The 21,112-nt window shown below is 64.2% G+C and carries 19 protein-coding genes; 7 read left to right on the plus strand and 12 right to left on the minus strand.

Going from position 1 to position 21,112, the window contains the following annotated elements:
- Nucleotides 1–7 precede the first annotated feature (7 nt).
- Genes LC083_RS10950 through LC083_RS10960 form a run of 3 tightly spaced genes read right to left on the minus strand, consistent with a single transcriptional unit; the run spans nt 8 to nt 3,009 of the window.
- The gene (locus LC083_RS10950; RefSeq protein ID WP_226700411.1) at nt 8–877 is read right to left on the minus strand and encodes a F0F1 ATP synthase subunit gamma; all 870 of its coding nucleotides are present in this window, start codon (nt 875–877) and stop codon (nt 8–10) included.
- A gap of 31 nt (nt 878–908) precedes the next feature.
- A complete protein-coding gene (atpA, locus tag LC083_RS10955; RefSeq protein WP_226700412.1) occupies nt 909–2,438 on the minus strand; it encodes a F0F1 ATP synthase subunit alpha in 1,530 nt (509 codons plus the stop codon).
- A 16-nt stretch (nt 2,439–2,454) separates the two neighbouring features.
- On the minus strand, nt 2,455–3,009 hold the full coding sequence (locus LC083_RS10960) for a F0F1 ATP synthase subunit delta (RefSeq protein WP_222554321.1): 555 nt from the start codon (nt 3,007–3,009) through the stop codon (nt 2,455–2,457).
- A 182-nt stretch (nt 3,010–3,191) separates the two neighbouring features.
- Here LC083_RS10960 and LC083_RS10965 point away from each other — a divergent pair, with 182 nt between their 5' ends.
- The gene (locus tag LC083_RS10965) at nt 3,192–4,019 is read left to right on the plus strand and encodes a TauD/TfdA dioxygenase family protein (protein ID WP_226700413.1); all 828 of its coding nucleotides are present in this window, start codon (nt 3,192–3,194) and stop codon (nt 4,017–4,019) included.
- A gap of 1 nt (nt 4,020) precedes the next feature.
- Here the strand turns inward: LC083_RS10965 and LC083_RS10970 are convergent, their stop codons facing one another.
- On the minus strand, nt 4,021–5,586 hold the full coding sequence (locus LC083_RS10970) for a S1 family peptidase (protein ID WP_226700414.1): 1,566 nt from the start codon (nt 5,584–5,586) through the stop codon (nt 4,021–4,023).
- Nucleotides 5,587–5,689: 103 nt separating this feature from the next.
- Here LC083_RS10970 and ada point away from each other — a divergent pair, with 103 nt between their 5' ends.
- Both ada and LC083_RS10980 read left to right on the plus strand, forming a co-directional pair.
- Nucleotides 5,690–6,718, plus strand: coding sequence for a bifunctional DNA-binding transcriptional regulator/O6-methylguanine-DNA methyltransferase Ada (ada, locus tag LC083_RS10975; RefSeq protein WP_226700415.1), 1,029 nt, complete (start codon nt 5,690–5,692; stop codon nt 6,716–6,718).
- Nucleotides 6,719–6,872: 154 nt separating this feature from the next.
- Nucleotides 6,873–7,460, plus strand: a complete 588-nt coding sequence (locus LC083_RS10980; RefSeq protein ID WP_226700416.1) for a J domain-containing protein — start codon at nt 6,873–6,875, stop codon at nt 7,458–7,460.
- On the opposite strand, the gene LC083_RS10985 is transcribed toward LC083_RS10980, so the two are convergent.
- From LC083_RS10985 to LC083_RS11000, 4 genes are all read right to left on the minus strand, one after another.
- Nucleotides 7,457–9,025 (minus strand): cryptochrome/photolyase family protein, encoded by a 1,569-nt coding sequence (locus tag LC083_RS10985; protein WP_226700417.1) that lies wholly within the window; start codon nt 9,023–9,025, stop codon nt 7,457–7,459. The two genes, LC083_RS10980 and LC083_RS10985, sit on opposite strands and share 4 nt — an antisense overlap.
- A gap of 32 nt (nt 9,026–9,057) precedes the next feature.
- Nucleotides 9,058–9,678, minus strand: a complete 621-nt coding sequence (locus LC083_RS10990) for an SOS response-associated peptidase (RefSeq protein ID WP_226700418.1) — start codon at nt 9,676–9,678, stop codon at nt 9,058–9,060.
- A gap of 105 nt (nt 9,679–9,783) precedes the next feature.
- Nucleotides 9,784–11,418, minus strand: coding sequence for a hypothetical protein (locus LC083_RS10995; RefSeq protein ID WP_226700419.1), 1,635 nt, complete (start codon nt 11,416–11,418; stop codon nt 9,784–9,786).
- Between the two features lie 95 nt (nt 11,419–11,513).
- Nucleotides 11,514–13,679, minus strand: a complete 2,166-nt coding sequence (locus LC083_RS11000) for a primosomal protein N' (RefSeq protein ID WP_226700420.1) — start codon at nt 13,677–13,679, stop codon at nt 11,514–11,516.
- Nucleotides 13,680–13,745: 66 nt separating this feature from the next.
- Here LC083_RS11000 and LC083_RS11005 point away from each other — a divergent pair, with 66 nt between their 5' ends.
- Together LC083_RS11005 and LC083_RS11010 are read left to right on the plus strand one after the other, a co-directional pair.
- On the plus strand, nt 13,746–14,441 hold the full coding sequence (locus LC083_RS11005; RefSeq protein WP_160606366.1) for a DUF4197 domain-containing protein: 696 nt from the start codon (nt 13,746–13,748) through the stop codon (nt 14,439–14,441).
- Nucleotides 14,442–14,524: 83 nt separating this feature from the next.
- Nucleotides 14,525–14,848: an ArsR/SmtB family transcription factor gene (locus tag LC083_RS11010; RefSeq protein WP_160606367.1), complete on the plus strand. Its 324-nt coding sequence runs from the start codon at nt 14,525–14,527 to the stop codon at nt 14,846–14,848.
- Here the strand turns inward: LC083_RS11010 and LC083_RS11015 are convergent.
- Nucleotides 14,823–16,085, minus strand: a complete 1,263-nt coding sequence (locus LC083_RS11015; RefSeq protein WP_226700421.1) for a metal-dependent hydrolase family protein — start codon at nt 16,083–16,085, stop codon at nt 14,823–14,825. The genes LC083_RS11010 and LC083_RS11015 overlap by 26 nt on opposite strands.
- Before the next feature lie 154 nt (nt 16,086–16,239).
- Entirely contained in the window at nt 16,240–16,614 is a 375-nt protein-coding gene (locus LC083_RS11020) for a VOC family protein (protein ID WP_226700422.1), read from the minus strand.
- A gap of 116 nt (nt 16,615–16,730) precedes the next feature.
- Between LC083_RS11020 and soxR the strand changes: the two genes are divergently transcribed.
- Both soxR and LC083_RS11030 read left to right on the plus strand, forming a co-directional pair.
- Nucleotides 16,731–17,168 (plus strand): redox-sensitive transcriptional activator SoxR, encoded by a 438-nt coding sequence (soxR, locus tag LC083_RS11025; protein ID WP_226700423.1) that lies wholly within the window; start codon nt 16,731–16,733, stop codon nt 17,166–17,168.
- A 42-nt stretch (nt 17,169–17,210) separates the two neighbouring features.
- Nucleotides 17,211–17,663 carry a TonB family protein gene (locus tag LC083_RS11030; protein WP_226700424.1) on the plus strand — a complete coding sequence of 151 codons (453 nt, stop codon included), beginning with the start codon at nt 17,211–17,213 and terminating at the stop codon, nt 17,661–17,663.
- Here LC083_RS11030 and LC083_RS11035 read toward each other — a convergent pair.
- Complete coding sequence (locus tag LC083_RS11035; protein ID WP_226700425.1) at nt 17,660–18,187, minus strand: SixA phosphatase family protein; 528 nt, start codon at nt 18,185–18,187, stop codon at nt 17,660–17,662. The two genes, LC083_RS11030 and LC083_RS11035, sit on opposite strands and share 4 nt — an antisense overlap.
- The gene (locus LC083_RS11040; RefSeq protein WP_226700426.1) at nt 18,184–20,937 is read right to left on the minus strand and encodes an ATP-dependent DNA helicase; all 2,754 of its coding nucleotides are present in this window, start codon (nt 20,935–20,937) and stop codon (nt 18,184–18,186) included. The genes LC083_RS11035 and LC083_RS11040 overlap by 4 nt, the downstream gene beginning before the upstream one ends.
- Nucleotides 20,938–21,112: the final 175 nt, after the last annotated feature.

Genomic DNA, 21,112 nt, shown 5'->3' on the forward strand with positions numbered 1-21,112 from the left:
GTCCTTGTCAGAGCGCTTCCGCGCCCGCGATGATTTCGACGAGTTCGGTGGTGATCGCGGCCTGGCGGCTGCGGTTGTACTGGATCGTCAGCTTGTTGATCAGGTCGCCGGCATTGCGCGTGGCGTTGTCCATGGCAGTCATGGAGGCACCCTGTTCGGAGGCCTCGCGTTCCAGCAGGGCACCGAAAAGCTGCGTCTTCACGTAGCGCGGGAGCAGGTCTTCGAGGATTTCCTCTTCGCCAGGCTCGTATTCGACCACGGCATCGCCGCCGGCCGCGCCTTCGGGCGAGGGGACGGGGATCAGCTGGTCCACGGTCGGGTCCTGCGCCAGTGCCGACTTGAAGATTGGATAGACGAGGTGCGCGACATCGAATTCGCCCTTCTCGAAACGCTCGAGCAGGTCGTCGGCTATGGCTTCGGCTTCCTCGAAGCCCGGCTGACGGACGTTTGAGGTGTCGAAGTGCTTTTCGATCTTGTCGGCAAAGTCGCGCTTGATCGGGGCGCGACCCTTCTTGCCGACGAGGTAGAAGGTCACGTCCTTGCCTTCGGCCACCAGCGCCCGCGCCTTGGCCTTGGCAGCCTTGATGATGTTGGCGTTGAGACCGCCGCACAGGCCCTTGTCGGTGTTCACGACCACCAGCAGGTGGCGCTTGTCCGAACCGGTGCCGCGCAGCAGCAGCGGGGCGCTGTCGCCGCTCACCTTGGCGGCGAGCGATGCCATCACGCCCGACAGGCGTTCGGCATAGGGGCGTGCCGCTTCGGCAGCCGCCTGCGCACGGCGCAGCTTTGCGGCTGCGACCATCTGCTTGGCCTTGGTGATCTTCTGGGTCGACTTGACCGAGTTGATCCGACCCTTGAGTTCCTTGAGGCTAGCCATTTCGGCTCCCTATCTCGTGTGCTCTTGGGGCTTAAGCGAACTGCTTGGCGAAGGTCTTGAGCGCGTCGACGACCTTGTTCTTCACGTCGTCTTCGAACTTGCCGGTCTCGCGGATTTCCTTGAGCACGTCGGCGTGTTCGCTGCGCATGTAGCTCAGCATCTGCGCTTCGTAGTCGTTGACGCGGTTAACCGCGATATCGTCGAGGTAGCCATTGGTACCGGCGAAGATCGATACGGTCTGCTCTTCGAACGGCATCGGCGAGAACTGTGCCTGCTTCAGCAGTTCGGTCAGGCGTGCACCGCGGTTCAGCAGCTTCTGCGTTGCGGCGTCGAGGTCCGAGCCGAACTGCGCGAAGGCAGCCATTTCACGGTACTGTGCGAGGTCGAGCTTCATGGAGCCCGAGACCTTCTTCATCGCCTTCGTCTGTGCAGCGCCGCCGACGCGCGAAACCGACAGGCCGACGTTAATTGCCGGACGGATACCCTGGTAGAACAGGTCGGTCTCGAGGAAGATCTGGCCGTCGGTGATCGAGATCACGTTGGTCGGGATGTAGGCCGACACGTCGCCTGCCTGAGTTTCGATGATCGGCAGTGCAGTCAGCGAGCCGCCGCCGTTTGCCTTGCTCATCTTCGCCGCGCGCTCGAGCAGGCGGCTGTGCAGGTAGAAAACGTCGCCCGGATAGGCTTCGCGGCCCGGAGGACGACGCAGCAGGAGCGACATCTGGCGGTAAGCGACGGCCTGCTTCGAAAGGTCGTCGTACACGATGACGGCGTGCATGCCGTTGTCGCGGAAGAATTCGCCCATCGCACAGCCGGTGTAGGGTGCGAGGTACTGCAGCGGAGCGGGCTCCGACGCGGTCGCGGCGACGACGATCGAATATTCCATCGCGCCGTTTTCTTCGAGCTGCTTGACGATCTGTGCAACGGTCGAGCGCTTCTGGCCGACCGCGACATAGACGCAGTAGAGCTTCTTGCTCTCGTCGTCGCCCGCGTTCAGTTCCTTCTGATTGATGAAGGTGTCGATCGCGACGGCCGACTTGCCGGTCTGGCGGTCACCGATGATCAGTTCGCGCTGACCGCGGCCGACGGGAACGAGCGCGTCGATGGCCTTGAGGCCCGACTGGACCGGTTCCGAAACCGATTCACGCGGGATGATGCCCGGCGCCTTCACTTCGACGCGGCGGCGTTCGGTGGCTTCGATCGGGCCCTTGCCGTCGATCGGGTTGCCGAGAGCGTCGACCACGCGGCCGAGCAGGCCCTTGCCGACCGGAACGTCCACGATGGTGCCGGTGCGCTTGACCGTGTCACCTTCGCCGATGTCCTGGTCCGAACCGAAGATAACGGCACCGACGTTGTCGGCTTCGAGGTTCAGCGCCATGCCCTGAACGCCGTTGGCGAATTCGATCATTTCGCCGGCCTGGACCTTGTCTAGGCCGTGGATGCGGGCGATGCCGTCACCCACCGACAGCACGGAGCCGACTTCGCTGACTTCGGCTTCGGTGCCGAAATTGGCGATCTGGTCCTTGATGACCTTGGAGATTTCTGCGGCGCGGATATCCATGATTATCGTCCTTTGATCAGGCTTTCATCGCCTGGGCGAGGGAATTGAGGCGGGTGCGGATCGAGGCGTCGATACGCTTCGAACCGATGGTAACGACAAGGCCGCCGAGGAGATCGGGGTCGACCTTGGAAGTAAGCTTTACGGTGCGGCCCTCACGCGCGGTGAGTTTAGCCTTGAGCTGTTCCAGCTGCGTATCGGTCAGCGCGTGGGCGCTGGTGACTTCGGCCGTCACTTCGCCGCGCTGGGCAGCGGCGATGGCGCGGAAGGCGCGGATGATGCCCGGAAGCTGGCCGAGGCGGCGGTTTTGCGCCAGCGTGCCGAGGAACTTCTGGGTCAGATCGGACAGGCCCATGATCGCTGCCACACCCCACAGTGCCTTTTCGGCCTGGCCGCGGCTGACGCGCGGATTGGTGGTCAGCATCTTGAGCTCGGCCGATTCGGCCAGGCCTGCTTCGAGCTTGTCGAGGTCCGATTCGACCGCGGTTACGGTCCCGGCCTCGCTGGCCAGATCGAACAGGGCCGAGGCGTAACGCCCTGCCAGGCTAGCCTGAATACCGGCGGAAATATCCACGCGTCTGTCGTCCTTTAAGGATCGGAAAAAAGGTCTGTCGTGCCATGCCGGAGGTGGGCGAAAATGAGTCGCCCCGGCAAGGTTGGCGCGCGCCTAGCAAAGGGCCTCGGCGAAGGCAACCCGAGTCAGCTTGTAACGTGGAGGAACCTTGGACATACTTTCCTACTAGAGGGAGAGCGAGCATGGAAACCACGCGGCTGGCACCGCATTGCGGGGTCGAGGTATCGGGCGTCGAACTGGCGAAGATCGAGGGGAGCGATCTCGAAGCGATCCGCGACCTTATATATAGGCACGGAGTAGCGGTGTTTCGCGACCAGTCCTTTTCGCCGGAGGATCACATCGCTTTCGCCAGGCGTTGGGGCGGCATCGACATCAACAACTACTTCCCCCTGACGGACGAGCATCCCGAGATTGCCGTGGTCCGCAAGCGCAAGGACCAGGTGACCAATATCGGCGGGGGCTGGCACACCGACCATTCCTACGACCAGGTGCCTGCCATGGGCTCGATCCTCGTGGCGCGCGAGCTCCCACCATCGGGCGGCGATACTCTCTGGGCGCATATGGGCGCTGCGTATGAAAGCCTGCCGGAAGCGACCAAGGAAAAGATCGAGGGGCTCACCGCCTGGCACACCGCCGACCATATATATGCGCCTGACGGTATTTATGCGCAGACCGACCAGGGCAGCGAACTTCGCGGGCAGGAATTGAAGACCGGCGCCACCCACCCGGTAGTCGTGCGTCACCCGCACACCGGCCAGCGGCTGCTCTACGTGAACCCGGGCTTCACGATCAATTTTACCGGCATGAGCCGCGAGGAGAGCCTGCCCCTGCTACAGGAGCTGTTCGCCCACGCAATGAAGGCGGAACACCAGTGCCGGGTGGAATGGCAACCGGGGACGGTCGCCATCTGGGACAATCGCACGACCTGGCATTATGCGATGAACGATTACCAAGGCTATGCGCGGGAGATGCACCGCATCACGCTGAGCGGAGAGCCGCTGGCCGCGTGAGCTAGTCTCGGGCCACGCATTCGTAGACCAGACGCTCGTTCGGCTGCTGCGGTAGTTGCGAAAGCACTTCGCCCTGCAGATCTCCGAGCTTGGTCGCAGCACCTTCGTCCCCGCACTGGGGGGCGGAATACTTGGCACGCGCTTCGCGGGCTGCCGTCATGGCACTGCGCGGGAGGAGGTAGCGTTCGGACCTGAAGGTACGGCGATCGGGATCGAAGCTGTTTACTGACACCGCGTCCTCGTCGTTCGGGACGAAGACCCGCGACCAATTGCCCGCAGCATAGCCGTATTGCGTGCGTTCGTTGACGCAGCCGGCCGTGGTCCAGTCGAATTCGATATCGGGCGTTTCCGCGCTGGTGACGCGGCTGCGTTCGGGAACGAGGCGGCAGGTCAACGCCAGGTCGCCCCCTTCCTCTCCGGCGAGCGGACGGCCATCTTCTTCTTCGCCTTCTGCCATCAGTCCGGCCACGCGCCGGTCGACCTCATCGAGGCCAGGTCGGGTCAGGAAAGCGATCAGGGCCACGACCACCAAGAAACCGGCTATGGCAAAGGCGATGTTGGTCTTCTTCAGCCGGAGCGCGGCATCGTCCGCTTCCGGATCGATCCGCTCGCGCTGGCTCCACGCCCAGAGGCCAAGGCCGAAAGCGACAAGTACGAGGATGAACGCTAGCGCCATGCGATCCTCGCGGTCGTGGGCGACGGAAAGCTGGGCTTCGAGTTGCGCGCGCTCGCGTTTCTCGCGCGTGGCTTCGGCGCGTTCGGCCAGGCTCTGGCGTGCCTCTGCCTGCTCGCGCTCCAGCCTCTCACGCTCTGCTTCCTCGAGGTCGGCAATGCTGCGGCAGGGCTGCTCGTTGAGGCGCGGCTCTATGTTATTGGCGCGCAGGAAGGGGACCAGTTCGCGATTGGACACGGCAAAGAAGAATTCCGCATCGCCGCCGTCATTGTCCGCGCCGAAACTGTTGACCCCTACGACGCGGCCGCACTGGTCGAGCAAGGGGCCGCCGGAATTTCCGCGCGCGATGGGTGCGGTGTGGAGGATGGTATCGAATTGCCTACTGGGGCGTTCGCCGGACACGAAACCGCGGCTCTTCACCGGAGGCTGGCTGCGGAAGAGGTCGGAAATGTCGAGGCCCTGCGCGCGGTCCACGTTCATCGGATACCCCACGCTGGTAACCTCGCCCGAACTGGCGACAGGTCCGCCGGACAGGGCGAGGGGCGGCAGGCGCAAGTTTCCGGTCAGCCGGACAAGCGCAAGGTCGTTGCGGGAACTAGCAGCGACGATCTGGCCGTAGACCGCATCCGCCCCGCCTGAAGGAACGATCCCTACCCGCAGGTCCTCATCGCGCATCGCGTCGCGTACCACGTGGGCGTTCGTCACGATCATGGTCGAGGTAACGGCGAAACCCGTTCCGTGGCTGACCGGATAAAGCTCTCCGCCGTCTTCTCCGATGATAACGACACGCACGACCCCTCGCGCAGCGGCGTCGATATCCGCCGGCTCTGCTACAGCGAACGAGGGCAGGGCGAGCGCCCAGAGTGTCAGCAAGATAGCATGGAAGCGTCCCATTGGATGCGTTTCTGGCGTTCAATGGCTTTGACCGCAAGCTTCGGGATGCGACCGGTACAATTCATCCGCACATTGTCCTCCAATCGGCTATGGAGCAGGCAGGATGATCGACAGCGACAAGGCATGGCAGGCGGTATTGCGGCGCGACCGCTCCTTCGACGGGCGGTTCGTCACCGGCGTGCTGACTACCGGCATATATTGCCGCCCGTCCTGCGCGGCGCGCCATCCGGCGCGATCCAATGTGCGCTTCTTTGTCGACGGCGCAGCCGCACGTGAACATGGGCTCAGGGCCTGCAAACGTTGCCTGCCGGACGACGTGGCAAGGGACGAGGCCGCCGTGCTGGCCGCAATCGACGAGATCAGGCAGGCTGAAGATGCGCCTTCGCTCGCCGTGCTCGCCCGGATCACCGATTATTCGCCCACGCACTTCCAGCGGGTATTCAAGCGTGCCACGGGGCTTTCGCCTGCGGCTTATTCCCGCGCTTTGCGTGAGGAGCGGGCGCGCGATGCCCTTACTTCCGGCGACAGCGTGACGGGGGCGATTTACGAGGCGGGCTACGGGTCGGCTTCGCGATTCTACGAAGGTACGAAGGGAAGGCTGGGAATGAGTGCGAGTGACTGGCGCGACGGGGGAAACGGGCGGACCATCCACTGGGCCGTGGTGGATACCAGCCTGGGCCCGATGCTGGTCGCCGCGACCGATAAGGGTGTTTGCTGCCTCTCGTTCCACGAAGGAGAAGAGCACTTGCGCGCCCGTTTCCCCAAGGCCGAACTTGTCGAAGGCGGGGAAGAGTTCCGTGACCTGTTCGGGGAAGTCACGGCAGCCGTAGAACAGCCTTCGATAGCCACGACCGTCGATATTCCGCTCGATGTGAAGGGCACGGCATTCCAGCAACGCGTGTGGGAAGCGCTCAGGCGGATTCCTGCCGGTCAGACGCTCAGCTACGGTGAATTGGCCGCCGCCGTCGGCAATCCCAAGGCCAGTCGGGCCGTAGGCGGCGCCAACGGAGCCAACAACATCGCCGTGCTCATTCCATGCCACCGCGTCATCGCTGCCGATGGCGGGCTTGGCGGCTATGCTTATGGAACGGCAATCAAGGCCGAACTGCTGCGCCGCGAAAAGGGCGATTGAGTCAATCGGCAGCTTTCCTTTGACAACGCTCGTCTATCGCGGAAAATAAAGGCCATAAGTCGCGCTCCGCCATTGGCGGATTAGAACAATTTTCGTGTGGCTCCTGCTGCTATGCTGCGGGTGCGAATAGGGGTAGGTTCACGCGGATTGGGCGATGGATAGCGGACAGGAATTCGTAGATTACTATGCGCTGCTCCAGGTCAATCCGACCTGCGATGCGAAGATGCTGGAAAAGGCATACCGCTATTCTGCGCAGATGTATCACCCGGACCACACCGACACCGCCGATGTCGACAAGTTCCAGGAAATTATCGCCGCCTACAGCATCCTCCGGAACCCGGAAAAACGCGCGGAATACGATCGCGTCTACCGCGAACACAATAAAGGTGCGTTCTTCGCCTTCCCTGCCAACGAAGCGGCGCAGATCAACGAGGAATCGGCGATCGAGGACGCCGAGGCACACGAGAAGATCCTGTTCCACCTTTACAAGCAGCGGCGCGAGAACGCGACCGATCCGGGCGTGATGGGGTATTACATCCAGCGGATGCTCGACTGCTCCGACGAGAATTTCGAGTTCCACGCGTGGTACCTGAAATCGAAGGGGTACATCGAGATTACGCAGGAAGGGAAACTCGCCATCACCATCGACGGGGTCGACCATGTCATTTCGATGAGCCGGACCGCAGAGGCGGAAAAGCTTCTGATCGCGCAGGCCAAGACCGGTACCGACGAGGCGGCCTAGGCGCGGGCCCAACCTTTCTTCGCCGGTGTGAGGTCCGCGAGAAAGCTTTCCGCGCTGTCGAGATATTCCCGGCGCTTTTCGGCATCCATCCTGTCCCAGGTCGAATAGATCCGCCCGATCCGTGCATTGCGTTCCAACCGCTCGCGGTGGCGATCCATGAAATGCCAGTAGAGCGGATTGAAGGGGCAGGCGTCGGAACCGGTCTTCTTGCTGACCGAATATCGGCAGCCGGAGCAGTAATTGCTCATCTTGTTGATGTAATTGCCCGACGCGGCATAGGGCTTGGAGGCCAGCTTTCCGCCGTCCGCATAGAGGATCATCGCAGCCACATTAGGCAGTTCCACCCATTCATACGCGTCGGCGTAGACGACGAGGAACCAGTCCTGCACCTCCTGTGGGTCGATGCCCGCGAGCAGCGCGAAATTGCCGAGCACCATCAGGCGCTGGATATGGTGGGCATGGGCATTGTCGCGCGTCGAGCGGATGCAGTCGGCGAGGCAGGCCATGTCCGATTCGCCGGTCCAGTAGAATTCCGGCAGGCTGCGCGTAGCACCCAGCTCGTTCGCAGATTGCAACTGCGGCATCTGGTGCCAGTAGAACCGCCGGACATATTCACGCCAACCGATGATCTGGCGGATGAACCCTTCGACCGAATTGAGCGGAGCCCGGCCATCGCGGTACGCCTTTTCCGCCCGGCGACACAGTTCCAACGGGTCGAGCAGCCCCAGGTTGATGCTGGTCGACAGCATCGAGTGGAACAGATCGTCCTCGCCTACGACCATGGCGTCCTGGTAGGGGCCAAAGCATTCGATACGCTCGGCAAAAAAGGCATCGGCCGCCTCTTCGGCCTCTTCGCGGGTCACCGGCCATTCGAACCGCTCGAGGCTGCCGAAGTGATCCGCGAACCGCTCTTTGATCAGGGTGATGACCTCGCCCGTGATTTCGTCGGGCTCGAATTTCGGGCGTTCCGGCGCGGACAGGCCTTCCTTGGGCGGCTTGCGGTTCTCGCTATCGTAATTCCACTCGCCACCCTCGGGGTCTTTGCCGTTCATCAACAGGCCGCTCTTGCGGCGCATTTCGCGGTAGAAATACTCCATCCGCAGTTCCTTGCGCCCTTCCGCCCAGTCATCAAATTCCGCCTGAGTGGAGACGAACCGGTCATCCGGCAGGATGTGAACCTCGCAGGGAAACTTGTCGGCCCATTGGTCGAAATCTTCTCGCAGACGCCATTCGCCCGGCTCGACGACGTGAATGGCCCGCGGCGAGTATTCCTCCACCGCGCGGGCAACTTCTCCGGTCAGACTGCCTGCATTGTGCTCGGCGTCGAGGCGCACGTAATCTACCGACCAGCCTGCATCGCGCAGTTCGGCGGCGAAGTGGCGCATCGCGGAAAAAACCAGCACTATCTTCTGCTTGTGGTGCCGGACGTAGGTCGCCTCGTCCCACACCTCCATCATAAGGATAATCGTATCGTCCATCGCCCTTCCTCGCAGGCTCGCGAGGTTGCGGGTTAGCTGGTCGCCGAGGATAGGGACGAGGATCGGGCCGCCGGTAGTGTCTGCCATGCGCCCTCAATGCGCGACGGAAGCGCCGGTGCCTAGAAGAGAGACGATTGCGCGGTTCGCCCGGCCCACGGGATGTCCGTGCGGTCGATCGCCAGCTCGCCGTTGAATGGGCGGCAGAGGGCCAAGGCCTCGTCCGGCGAGCCGCTCATCCACGTTTCGCGGTCGCCGGCGGTCAGGATCACGGGCATCCGGTCATGGATTGCGGACATCTGCTCCGACGCATCGGTCATGACCATCGAATAGCAGTCGCCCCATTCCGCGCTTTTTCGCCAGATCCCGGCGACGGTGAACACCTCGCTGCCCGGTAGTGTCATCCAGGTCCGGGTCATTGACCCTTTCGGCCCCTGCGCCTCGGCAAAGCTTTCCAGCGGGATCAGGCATCGCCGCTCGATGAAGCTGCTCTTCCAGAACGGACCTGACAGCTTGTCGGTCCGCGCGTTGTTGACCGGCTTGGGCTTGAGCGGCTGGCCCTTCGCGCCCTTGCGCGGCAGCGGGAAGCCCCAGGTCATCGTCTCGACCTTGCCGCCGGCAAGAACGAGGCCGGAATAGCCGGGATAGATCTCACCGCCAGCATTGCTTCCGATTTCCGCCACCGCGTCGAACAGCTGGGCGACTTCGGTCGCGTTCTTCGTCATGCGATAGAGGTTGCACATGGGCTCTAGCTATCGCTGCAAATGCGCTTGGGCTCAATCCTCCTCACCGCAACGCGGGCGGGGATGGTGGAGTGGGCGGACGATGGGCGCCCGCCATCCTTGGGATCAGGCCGTCTCGGTGCTTTCTCCGCAATCGGCGCCTGTGGTGGTCTCGCCCTCGGCGGCCGGTTCTGCATCGTCCTTCGGCTCTTCCTTCTTATCGTCGGCGGCCGGATGCTTAGGCTTCAGGCGCTTGAGCAGCGGTTCCTTGTCGCCTTTCTCGAACAGGTCGAGTTCGTAGGCAAGGCAGCGCGCCACTCGCGTACCGTGACCCGTCTGGATGAGCGGGTTGAGTAGCGACTTGGCGATGCCGAGTTCGCCTTCGAGCAGGAACATGTGGGTCAGTGCCTGGCGAATACCGGTGTCGAAGGGAGCGTATTGATAGGCTCCTTCGAGCGCATTCTTGGCGGAATCGGGCGCTTCTTCGCCCGACAGCAAATAAGTCAGGTAATAGCCGTAGAGCGGGACCGGATGGTCGTTCTCCATGTTGTTGGCCGCAATGAAGCGCTCGCGCGCCTGCGCCATCATCGCCTTGTCATCGAGCGAGCGCATCAGCGAGGTGTTGGCAAGGTTGATCGCCGCCTCGGTCGATTTCGGATCGATGGCCAGCGCCTTGTTCGATAGGGCTTCCGCCTCGGCATAGTTCTTGTTGTCGAACTCGACCTCGGCTGCAGCCAGAAGTACCGGAACGCTCTGCGGGAACTGTTCGGCCAGGGCACGCGCCTTGGGGAGCTGCTTGGCTGCAGCCTTCTCGTCGACGCCGACCTTCGATTCGATCATCAGGTCGATGCGCGCTTCCTCGTCGGCGCTGAGCTGGCGGATCGCCACCTTCGGCTTTTCGGCATTCATGTAAGGCACTTTCAGCACCTTGGCCGAGCCGCGGCGATAGGAATCCATTTCCTTTTCGAGCTGGTCGAGGTCGCCGAATGCCGCCTTGGCCGCTTCGAGCCTGCCTTCGCCGCGCGCAAGGCGCGTGACGTAATCGGTGATTTGCGGGCGGCGCTCCGGCGTGAAGTTCAGCAGGCTAGCGAGGAGCCAGCCGTGGCCGTAGGTGCGCGCGCCGGTTTCGCGATCGGGCTTGGCCGGCGGGTCCATCATCTTCTCGATGTCCAAGTTCACCGCCATGATTTCGAGGCTGCGCCAAGTCGGCGCATCGCCGATGACGAAACGGTTACCTTCCGAACGCAGTGTCGAGAACACTTCTGCAAAGCCTTCGCGATACCAGGCGGGGTAGGGGGCATTGCGGTGCTGGAACATGAAATAGTGCACGTATTCGTGGAACAGTACGGCCTTTGGTTCCAGCTCCAGCCCGCTGAAACGATCCTGATTGCTGCGTTCGTAAGTCACGTTCTGGCGGCGCGGCACGAAAGCATAGGAGCCCGAAGCGCGCGGGATGAAGAACCCGCCGATGCCGCTGCCCGGCTGGCCTGCCAGGACAGCCATGTCGCGCGTCTCGCCGAAGCGGAAGACTATGACCTTGGAAGAGGGCGGCAGGCTGCCGTCGTCAGGTCCGACGCCGCTGATGATGCGCAGGACCTCGTCCAGGCGTTCCAAGTCCTGGGCGAATTCTTCCGTGCTCGACTTGGAATCGCGCGAATAGATCTTGAAGTGATCGGTTTCGGCAAGGAACCAGTCGGCGGCATGGGCCGGCATGGCAACGAGAGCTGCGAATGCAGCAAGAATTTTGGCGAAAAGACGCATGTGCAGACCCCAACTTTATGCGGGTCGGCCAATGCGCTGGCCATGCAGTCCCCGCGAATCCCTGAGGTCGATGCTAATCCAGAGAACGGGCCAAATCAAACGAAGGAATAGGGGTCGATATCCACACCCACGCGCACGCCCGGCGGGTGGTCAAGGCTGCCCAGCCAGCGCCTGATGACGTCCTGTAATTGGACCGAGCGGCGCGCATTCATCAGCAGTCGATACCGGAAGCGACCACGCAGCAGGGCCATTGGGGCAGGGGCGGGGCCGAGGATCATGAGATCGTCCACCTGCGGGCGGGTATCGCCGATCCTGCGCGCGGCCTCGCGGGCTTCCGCCTCGTCTTCCGAGGAGATGATGATCGATGCCCAGCGACCGAAGGGAGGAGCACCGGCTTCGCGGCGCATCTCGGTCTCGACCGAATAGAAGGCATCGCGGTCGCCCGCTGCCAGAGCGGCTATCACGCTGGCTTCGGGATGGCGCGTCTGGATCAGCACTTCGCCCGGTTTTTCACCGCGCCCAGCACGGCCTGCGACCTGTGCAACCTGCTGGTAGGTACGTTCGCCCGCCCTCAGGTCGCCGCCCTCGAGGCCGAGGTCGGCGTCGACAACACCGACCAGCGTCAGTTCGGGAAAGTGGAAGCCCTTGGTCACGAGCTGTGTGCCGACGATAACGTCGATGGCACCGCCTTCGACCTGCGCGATGAATTCGGCGGCGCGACCGGGCGAATTGAGCGTGTCCGAAGTCGCCACGAACACCCGTGCGCCGGGCAAACGCTCCGCAATCTCGTCCGCAATTCGTTCAACCCCGGGTCCACAGGCGACGAGGCAATCCGGCTCGCCGCATTCGGGGCAGCGATCGGGGCTGGGGGTCTCGTGGCCGCAGTGGTGGCAGGCGAGGCGGCGGGTGAAACGGTGTTCGACCAGCCATGCGCTGCAATTGGGGCACTGGAAGCGGAAACCGCAGTTCCGGCAGAGCGTCAGCGGGGCATAGCCGCGGCGATTGAGGAACAGGAGCGATTGTTCGCCTCGTTCGAGGCGTTCCGCGATGCCGTCGACCAGCCGCTGGGCCAGCCACATGCCGTGTGGAGGTTTCTCTTGCGTCAGGTCGACGAGGTCGATGGAAGGCAGCTCCGCCCCGCCGAAACGGCTGGGCAGGTCGAGCTTCGCGTAAACGCCGCTTTCGGCCATCTGCAGGCTTTCGAGGGCCGGCGTCGCGCTGGCGAGCACCACCGGGATGCCTTCGAAATGCGCGCGCATTACGGCAACGTCGCGGGCGTTGTAGCGCACGCCGTCTTCCTGCTTGAAGCTGGTCTCGTGGGCTTCGTCCACGACGATGAAGCCGAGCTTGCGGAACGGCAGGAACAGGGCGGAGCGGGCGCCCACCACCACCTGCGCTTCGCCGCTGGCGACATTGCGCCAGGCACGCCGCCGCTCGGTCGACTTGAGCGAGGAGTGCCACAGCACCGGCGCGACACCGAAGCGCTCTTCGAAACGGTGAAGGAAATTCTCGGTCAGCGCGATTTCGGGGAGGAGGACGAGCACCTGGCGGCCCATCCGCAAAGCCTCCGCTACAGGCTCGAAATAGGTCTCGGTCTTGCCCGAACCGGTTACCCCGTCGAGCAGGAAGGGCGCGAACTTCGCGTCCCTGACCGCCGTCGACAGCGTGCCGGCAGCTTCCGATTGCTCGGGCGAGAGCTCGACCTGCGTGAAATCGGGCCGCGCCTCGTCATAGGGCCGGTCGCAGTCGACCTCGACCGGTTCGAGCACGCCCTGGTTGACGAGGCCGCGAAGTACGCCCTCGGATACACCGGCAATGCCCGCCAGCTCGCGGATGGTCGCCTGCTCGCCCTCCAGCGCCTCCATGGCGGCAAGCCGCTGGGGGGTGAGGCGTTCCGGCATGCCGCCGGTCAGCCGGTACTCGGTAATCGTCGCAGGCCCTTTGAGCGCGCCGCCCGACGACAGCGCCATCCGCGCCACACCTGCAAGCGAGGCAACGTAGTAGTCCGCCGTCCATTCGATCAGCCGCCGCAGCGGGGCGGAAAGAGGAGGGACGGGAAGGATACCCCTGATCGGGCGCAGCTTCTCTGCAGGAACCTCGGTTCCGGGAAGCCGTTCAGCCTCCCAGACGATCCCGATGATCGTGCGCGGGCCGAGCGGGCATTCGACCACGTGGCCCGGTCCGACCTCCATGCCGTCCGGCACCTTGTAGTCGAGCGGGCCGAGAGCAGCATTGAGGACGAGGCAGCGCACGCGGTTCATCGGAGAGTTCATATGGGCGGGCTAGATACCGCGCGACAAGGGTGGGACCTTCGAGGAGCAGATTTAATGAACGATATTCTCGCCACTACCACCCACCGCCGCAAGTTCCTTGGCGGACTCACGCTCGGCGGCGCTGCGCTGGCGCTGCCGGCCTGTTCGACGCTGGGCGGTTTCAGCCTGGTCGATGCCGTCCAGCGCCTGCTTTACCTGTCGAGCGAGCGCGCCTTTGCGCGGATGCTCGACGAGGGCGGCTTCTGGGACCAGCAGGTCGCGCAGGTCGGGCTGGAGAACCTGCTGGGCGCAAGGGGCGGGGTGCTCGGCACGATCCTGACCTCGTCGCTGTTCAAGGACCGGCTGTACGATGCTTTCGGCGATATCGCCTACGAAGGCGCGGAGCGTGCCGCACCCATCGTCACCGATGCGGTGCGCGTGATCGGCATCCAGAACGCCGTGGCCCTCGTGAACGGCGGACCGACCGCTGCCACTGGCTTCCTGCGCGGCGAACTCGGCACGCGCCTGATCGATGCGATGGTGCCGGAACTGGGCACGGCGATGCGCGTCGCTCAGGATCCGCTGGTAGGCCAGGCGCTGGCCGCCCTGACCGGCGTAAACGTGTCTCAGGTCGCCACTCGCGTGGCCGATACGATCGACGATACGATCTGGAACGAGATCGGCAACGAGGAAGCGGCCATCCGCCGCGATCCGCGCTCAACCCGCGATCCGCTGATCATCGGCGTTTTCGGCGGCGCACAGGCGTTCTGATCCGCAGCAAGCTGGGGACAAACGGGACGCGCGGCGGCTCGCAATCTTGAGCGACTCGCCGGGCGCCCGTTAGCCTTCCCCCCATGACGGATACCTTCGTCGCCCTGTCCGATCCCACCCGCCGCCTCCTGCTAGACAGGTTGAGCGAAGAGGGCGGATTGACCCTTTCGGAACTGAGCGAGGAACTGCCGATCACCCGGCAGGCGGTTGCCAAGCACCTTGCTGTGCTGGAGAGCGCGGAACTGGTGGCGAGCGAGCGCGACGGGCGCTGCAAGCGCCACTACCTCAACCCCATGCCGCTGGCGAAAATGGCCAAGCGCTGGCTCGTCCGGTTCGAGGATGTGCCGCTGGGCGCGCTGGCGGGCTACCACGCCGCGCCGGCTACTCGACCAGCACACCACCCTTGATCACGGCATCCACGTCGGCCAGCTCGCCGACGTCCGCCAGCGGATCACCGCTCACTGCAATCATGTCGCCCCATGCTCCGGGCTTGATCACGCCGACCTGGCCCTTCTGGCCCAGCGCGTCGGCGGCATTGACCGTGGCTGCGCGGATCGCCTCGATCGGGGTCATGCCGTATTCGACCATGACGCGGAACTGACCGCCCACGAGTTCATGCGGCATGACCGCTGCATCGCTGGCGAAAACCATTTTCACGCCTGCCTGGTGGGCTTTGCGGAAATTGTCGCGCTGCGCCTGGCTGAGGGCACGTTCCTTGGCGATGTTTTCTTCCAGCACGCCGTTCGCCGCGCCTTGGCTCAGCGTGTATTCGGTGTTGTAGATATCCATCGAGAAGAAGGTGCCGTGTTCCTTGGCAAGCTTGATCGCCTCGTCATCGGCGTAACTGGCGTGTTCGATGGTGTCGAAGCCTGCACGGATCGCGGCCTTGATGCCATCCGCGCCATGCGCATGGGCGGCTGTCTTGAGGCCCCAGAAATGCGCTTCGTCGGCAATGGCTTTCAGCTCCTCGAGCGTCAGCTGCTGGATGCCCGGAGCGGTGTTGCGACTGAAGACGCCGCCGGTGGCGCAGGCCTTGATCACTTCCGCCCCGTATTTGCGCTGTTCGCGCACGCGCTTGCGCAGCTCGTCGGGGCTGTCGCCCACAGCCGGGCTCTTCGCATCGAAACTGGGGGGAAGGAACGTCTCGTCGCAGTGGCCGCCGGTCGCGCCCAGCGCGTGGTTGGCATTCACGATGCGCGGACCCGGAATCCAGCCTTCCTCGATCGCCTGGTCGATCCCGGCGACGTTGTAATCGCTGTCGCCCACGTTGCGCACGGTGGTGAAGCCGACCTTGAGCATGGTGCGCGCATTGGCGACGCCGATGGCGGTCCAGAAACGGTCGGTGAACTGGAGGCCGGAATAGCCCCCGTATTCGGGCCGCCCGTCGAGATGGACGTGCATGTCGATGAGTCCGGGAAGGAGCGTGTGCCCGGCAAGGTCGATCCGCTTCGCATTCGCCGGTATCGCGCTGCCGGACCCGACGCTGGCCACCTTGCCGTCCACCACCGTCACTACCGGATTTTCGACGAAGCGGCCCGTTTCGACATCGAGCATGCGGTCGGCAGTGACCACCACGGTTTCGGCGGCAGCGGGTGCGGCGCAAAGTGCGATGGCAGCGGCGGCGCAGCGAAGGACGGGCTTCATTCTCTCATTCCCCTGAAGGCGGCACCACGCGCCGCGGCCGGCAAGTCATACAGGATGCGGCCATGGGGGGAAGGGGCGTGTTTGCAGCTTCGTGCGAGAGGCCTTCAGGGGGCGGTGGCGGGCCAGTTCGAACAACGGACTGCGCGGCATAATCTCATTCATAGCTCACCACCTCGAACTCGATCCCGTCCCAGTCGAAAAAGTAGAAGCAGCGCGGGCCGGGTTCGTATTTGCTGTGGCTGAAGGGTTCGAGCCCGTGGCGCACCACTACCTCTTCTGCCGCGTCGAGGTCGTCGACCATGAAGGCGATGTGGTTGAGCGGCTGGCCCTTGCGGTAGTCGCCGGCGACGCCGGGATTGGTGTAGAGCGAGACGTAATTGTCCTCGCCGCCGATATGGATCGTCCGGCCATCGTTCATCGACGGTCCGCTCCAGCGTTCGTGCCAGCCGAGCAGTTCTGCCAGCAGGGTGGCGCTACGGTCGGGATCGGTGACGGAAATATTGGCGTGTTCGATACGGCCCTTGGGCATCGCGATTCTCCTTGTCTGCACGGACCGGAAAGCCGGCCCGCAACGTGCGATGCAGGGACATATGCAACCTCAAGCTAAGTTGAGGTCAAGGTTTGAATTTGCTATGACGGTAATCGATGAAAGCGAACGACCTGCTCACCATTGGCGAACTGGCGCGGCGCACCGGCCTGTCGGTATCGGCCATCCGCTTCTACGAAGAAAAGGGGCTGGTCGCGGCGCTGCGATCCTCCGGCAACCAGCGGCGCTTCCTGCGCGGGGACATCAGACGGCTCAGCTTCATCCTGATCGCGCAAAGGCTGGGGCTGACGCTAGCGGAGATCGAAGAGGCGATGGCCTCGCTACCGCAGGGGCGGACGCCGAATGCGGCGGACTGGAAGACAATCAGCCGCACCGTGCGCGCACGCATCGACGCGCAAATCGCCGCGCTCGAAAAGGTTCGAGAAGACCTCGACGGCTGTATCGGCTGCGGCTGTCTCAGCCTGAAGAAATGCGCGCTCTACAATGCGGACGACCGGTGGGGCGAGAGCGGCAGCGGGCCGCGCGTGCTGCGCTAGTTTCTGTATCCACGGGAGAGATAAAGGACTATTCTGCGCTCCGTGAAAGCGCGGTCCTTTTCCAGTCTGATAGTCGGGGGCGCGCTGGTGGTTGCGCCCGTTACGCCAGTGCAGGCGCAGCAGCAGGCCGAGAATTCCACGCTGAAGTCAGCAGATGCAGTTTGGCGGGATGCCGCTCGCAGGTGGAGCCTGCGGGTCGCGAGCCGGGCGCAGCAGATCTACCAGCTTGAAGTCGTGCGCCTTGGCTTCGAAGGCCGGGTGGAGGCGATGTTCAGGATCGGCGTGGACGGAACGGTGCGCGACTGCGCTGTGCACCGGTCGAGCGGAGCGGCCGAGCTCGACGCCCTGGTTTGCCGGGCCATAGCGCAATCGCCGCCTGCGCCCGTCAATTTGGACGCCGGAGGACAGGCGCATGAAGTGGCCGTGGTTCTCCCGGTGGAATTCGTCATGGTCGACGATTTGCCTCCTGCGGGAGAGGCCAACGAAACGGACTAGTATTCGGGCCCCAGCTCCGCATCGAGATCGCGCGGGCGGGCGAAATGGACCAGCCTGCCGCAGCCTTCCTTCAGGTCGGCCCAGCTGTCGATATCGAGCTCGAAGACCGCGAAGGCTGCAGTCGGGAATTTCACCTTCGCTTCGTCGAACAGGTCGTTCTCGTTCCTGGGTGAAACCAGTTCGAAGACCATGTCGCCGAAACCGGGATTGTGGCCTGCCAAGAGCAGGGCATCGACGCTGTCGTCGGTTTCACCGATCACGTCGCAGATCGTCTCGGTAGAGGCGAGGTAGAGGCGGCGGTCCCATTCGGGTTCGGGCCCAACGGCCGCTTCGCCAAGCGTGAGTTTCACGCGCTCTGCCGGGCTTGCCACGAGCCGGTCCCACTTGACTCCGTGATCGCGGATATGTTCGCCGATCAGGCGCGCTCCCTTGCGGCCGCGCGCATTCAGGCCCCGGTCGAAATCGCGCTTGTCGCTCTGCCCCCAATCGGACTTGGCATGGCGCAATAGGCCCAGGATCTTCACGAGGATTCGCTCTCCGCAGCTTCGAATGCCTTCGTTCCAACACCCTTAGCGACGCGCTGTAAAGCCTCGTCGAGCGTGACGCGCAAAACAGGCGTGCCTTCGGGAAAGGCCGACAGCAAGCGGCTGGGAAACGCCGGCGAGAGCACGACGAAATGGCCCGAATCCTCGCGGCTGCGGATGAGCCTTCCGAAGGCCTGCGCAAGGCGCGCGCGAATGATGCGATCATCGTAGCGCTGGGCGCCGCCCTCTTCCTCTGCCGCTGCCGCACGGCGTGCTCGGTGGAGGATGGTCGGGCGCGGCCACGGCACGCTTTCCATGACCACGCAGCGCAGCGAACGGCCGGGCACGTCCACCCCGTCGCGCAAGGCATCGGTACCCAGCAGGCTGGCGCGGGGGTCATCGCGAAAAATATCGGTCAGCGTGCCGGTATCGATCGGGTCGACGTGTTGGGCGTAAAGCGGCAGGCCCGCCCGGGCGAGCCGGTCCGCAATCCGGCCATAGACGGCCCGCATCCGCCTGATGGCGGTGAAGAGGCCAAGCACGCCGCCATCACTTGCCTCGATCAGTCGTGCATAGGCGCCGGCCAGCGCGGGGATGTCGCCCTTGCGGATGTCGGTCACGATCAGGACCTCGGCGCGCCCGGCATAGTCGAACGGGCTGTCCGCCTGCTGGGTCTTGGGCACCAGTTCGAGGTGCGGCGTACCGCTCTTGGCGATGGCGTGGGGCCAGTCGGGCCCGCTCTCGTCGCGATCGGTCAGCGTGGCGCTGGTCAGCATGACGCCATGTGTGGGCTCCAGCACGACCTTGGCGAAAGGTTTCATGGGGTCGAGCCAGTGACGATAGATACCGACATCGAATTCGCGCGCGTCGTTCCGGTCCACCGCCAGCCAGTCGACGAACTCCGGGTCAGAGGGCCCGCCAAGGCGAGACAGCAGGGCTTCCCATGCCGCGATGAGGTCCACCCTCCAGGCGAGCGAGTGGCGCGCGCCTTCGATCCGTGCGCGGCCTTGTCCGTCGAGCCAGTCGGGCGCCTCTTCCAGCACCGCTTCGAGGCGGCCAGCAAGCTTCAGCAGGGGCGAGCGGATCGCGGCAAGCGCCTGCGCCGCTGTACCTGCGGCCTCGACCAGTTCGCCGGGCAATTGCGAGGTCTCGGTCTCGATCCCGTATCCTGCCTCCTGCCCGCTTTCATCGCGCGCATATGTGACGGCGCGAACCTGCGCGAGCAGCGCCTCGAGCGGGCCGAAAGGCGTGCCTTCTACAAGCCGCCCGAGCCAACCGTCGGAAGGCAGTGCCTGTGCCGCTTCCACCGCTGCCTCCACTGCTTCGCCGCCCGCATCGTCATAGCTGGCGACATCGGCGAGGCGTGCGGCAAGGCCGCGGCGCCGTCCGCGGCTGTTCTTTTCCGGCCCGATGATCCAGCGCCGCAGCTCGATCGCTTCCTGCCCGGTCAGCGCGGCCGAGAAGGTGCTGTCGGCCGCGTCGAACACGTGATGGCCCTCGTCGAACACGATGCGCGTGGGCCGCGCATTCGGATCGCGCCCGCGGGCAGCATTGACCATCACCAGCGCGTGGTTGGCGATGACGAGATCGGCCTGCGCCGCGTTCCGCGCGCTGCGTTCGATGAAGCATTTGCGGTAATGCGGGCAGCCCGCATAGACGCATTCGCCCCGCTGGTCGGTCAGGGCCGCGATGCCGCGCTTGCGGAACAACGTTCCCAGCCAGCCGGGCAGGTCGCCGCCGATCATGTCGCCGTCCTGCGTGTAGGCGGCCCAGCGCGCGACCAGCTGTGCGAGCACTGCGGGCCGGCCCGAGAACCCGCCCTGCAGCGCATCTTCGAGGTTCAGCAGGCAGAGATAGTTTTCGCGCCCCTTGCGCACGACCACGGGGGGCGAGCCGTCGGGCCGGGTCGCCGGCCAGGCCCGCGTGCTTTCTCGGCGCAGCTGGCGCTGGAGGTTCTTGGTATAGGTGCTGACCCAGACCGTTCCGCCCGATTTTTCAGCCCAGAGCGAGGCGGGGGCAAGGTAACCCAGTGTCTTGCCGATGCCGGTCCCCGCCTGGGCGAGGAGAACATGGGGCCGCTTTTGCCGGTCGCGCGGCGAGAAGACATGACCTGCCCCGCGCGAGAAAAGCCTTTGCCCGTCGCGCCGCTCTGCTCCTTCGCCGGTCAGCCGTTCGAGCTGCGCCTCGATCTCCGGCTCGTCGATCAGGACCTGTGCGGGTTGGGGACGCTCTGCCGCCTCTTCCCATTCGGGAAGCTTGGTGAAGAGCCATTTCTCGGCCTTTTCGGGCTTGCGCACATGGGGTGCGAGCACGTTCGCCCATGGCCAGCGCAGGCGCGTCAGCGATTGCAGCGTCGACCACGCGCCCTCGCGTTCCGGCCAGTTCTCGCTTTCGCATGTCGCAACCAGCGCGCCTGCCGCTTTCTGCAGGAGCAGCGGCACATCCGCGTCGTCCGCAGGTTCGTCCAGCTTGAGGGCATGGGCCAGACCCTTCGGCGTCGGGACGCAAAAACGGGCCGGATGGACGAAAGCGAACAGCTCCAGCAGGTCGAGCCCGGACAGGTCGGGATAGCCCAGCCTGCTCGCCACGAGCGGCGCGTTCATCATGAGGAGCGGCGTGTCGGCAGCCGCCATGACCGCCTCTCCCTTTGAACAGCCGCGCGTCGATCCGTTCGCATCGCGCAGCCAGGTCCCGGCATGGCTGGCGTGAAGGGCAGGGAGGGGCAGCGGCTGGCTCACGGGTTCGACCATGCAAAGACCGGAACGAAAAGTAAACAGAAGCGCGCAGTAATGTGCCGAAGCCCGATCGGTTCGTCGCAAGCCGTTCGCGTGCCATCGGGAATTGGCGAACATCGCCTGTTTGTTTTCAGTCGCTTATCCTTGTCTGAACGGCAGATTACAGGAACTGGGCCGGAATCGTGGTCGT

It is taken from the genome of Qipengyuania gaetbuli, assembly GCF_020524765.1.
GTDB lineage: Bacteria > Pseudomonadota > Alphaproteobacteria > Sphingomonadales > Sphingomonadaceae > Qipengyuania > Qipengyuania gaetbuli_A.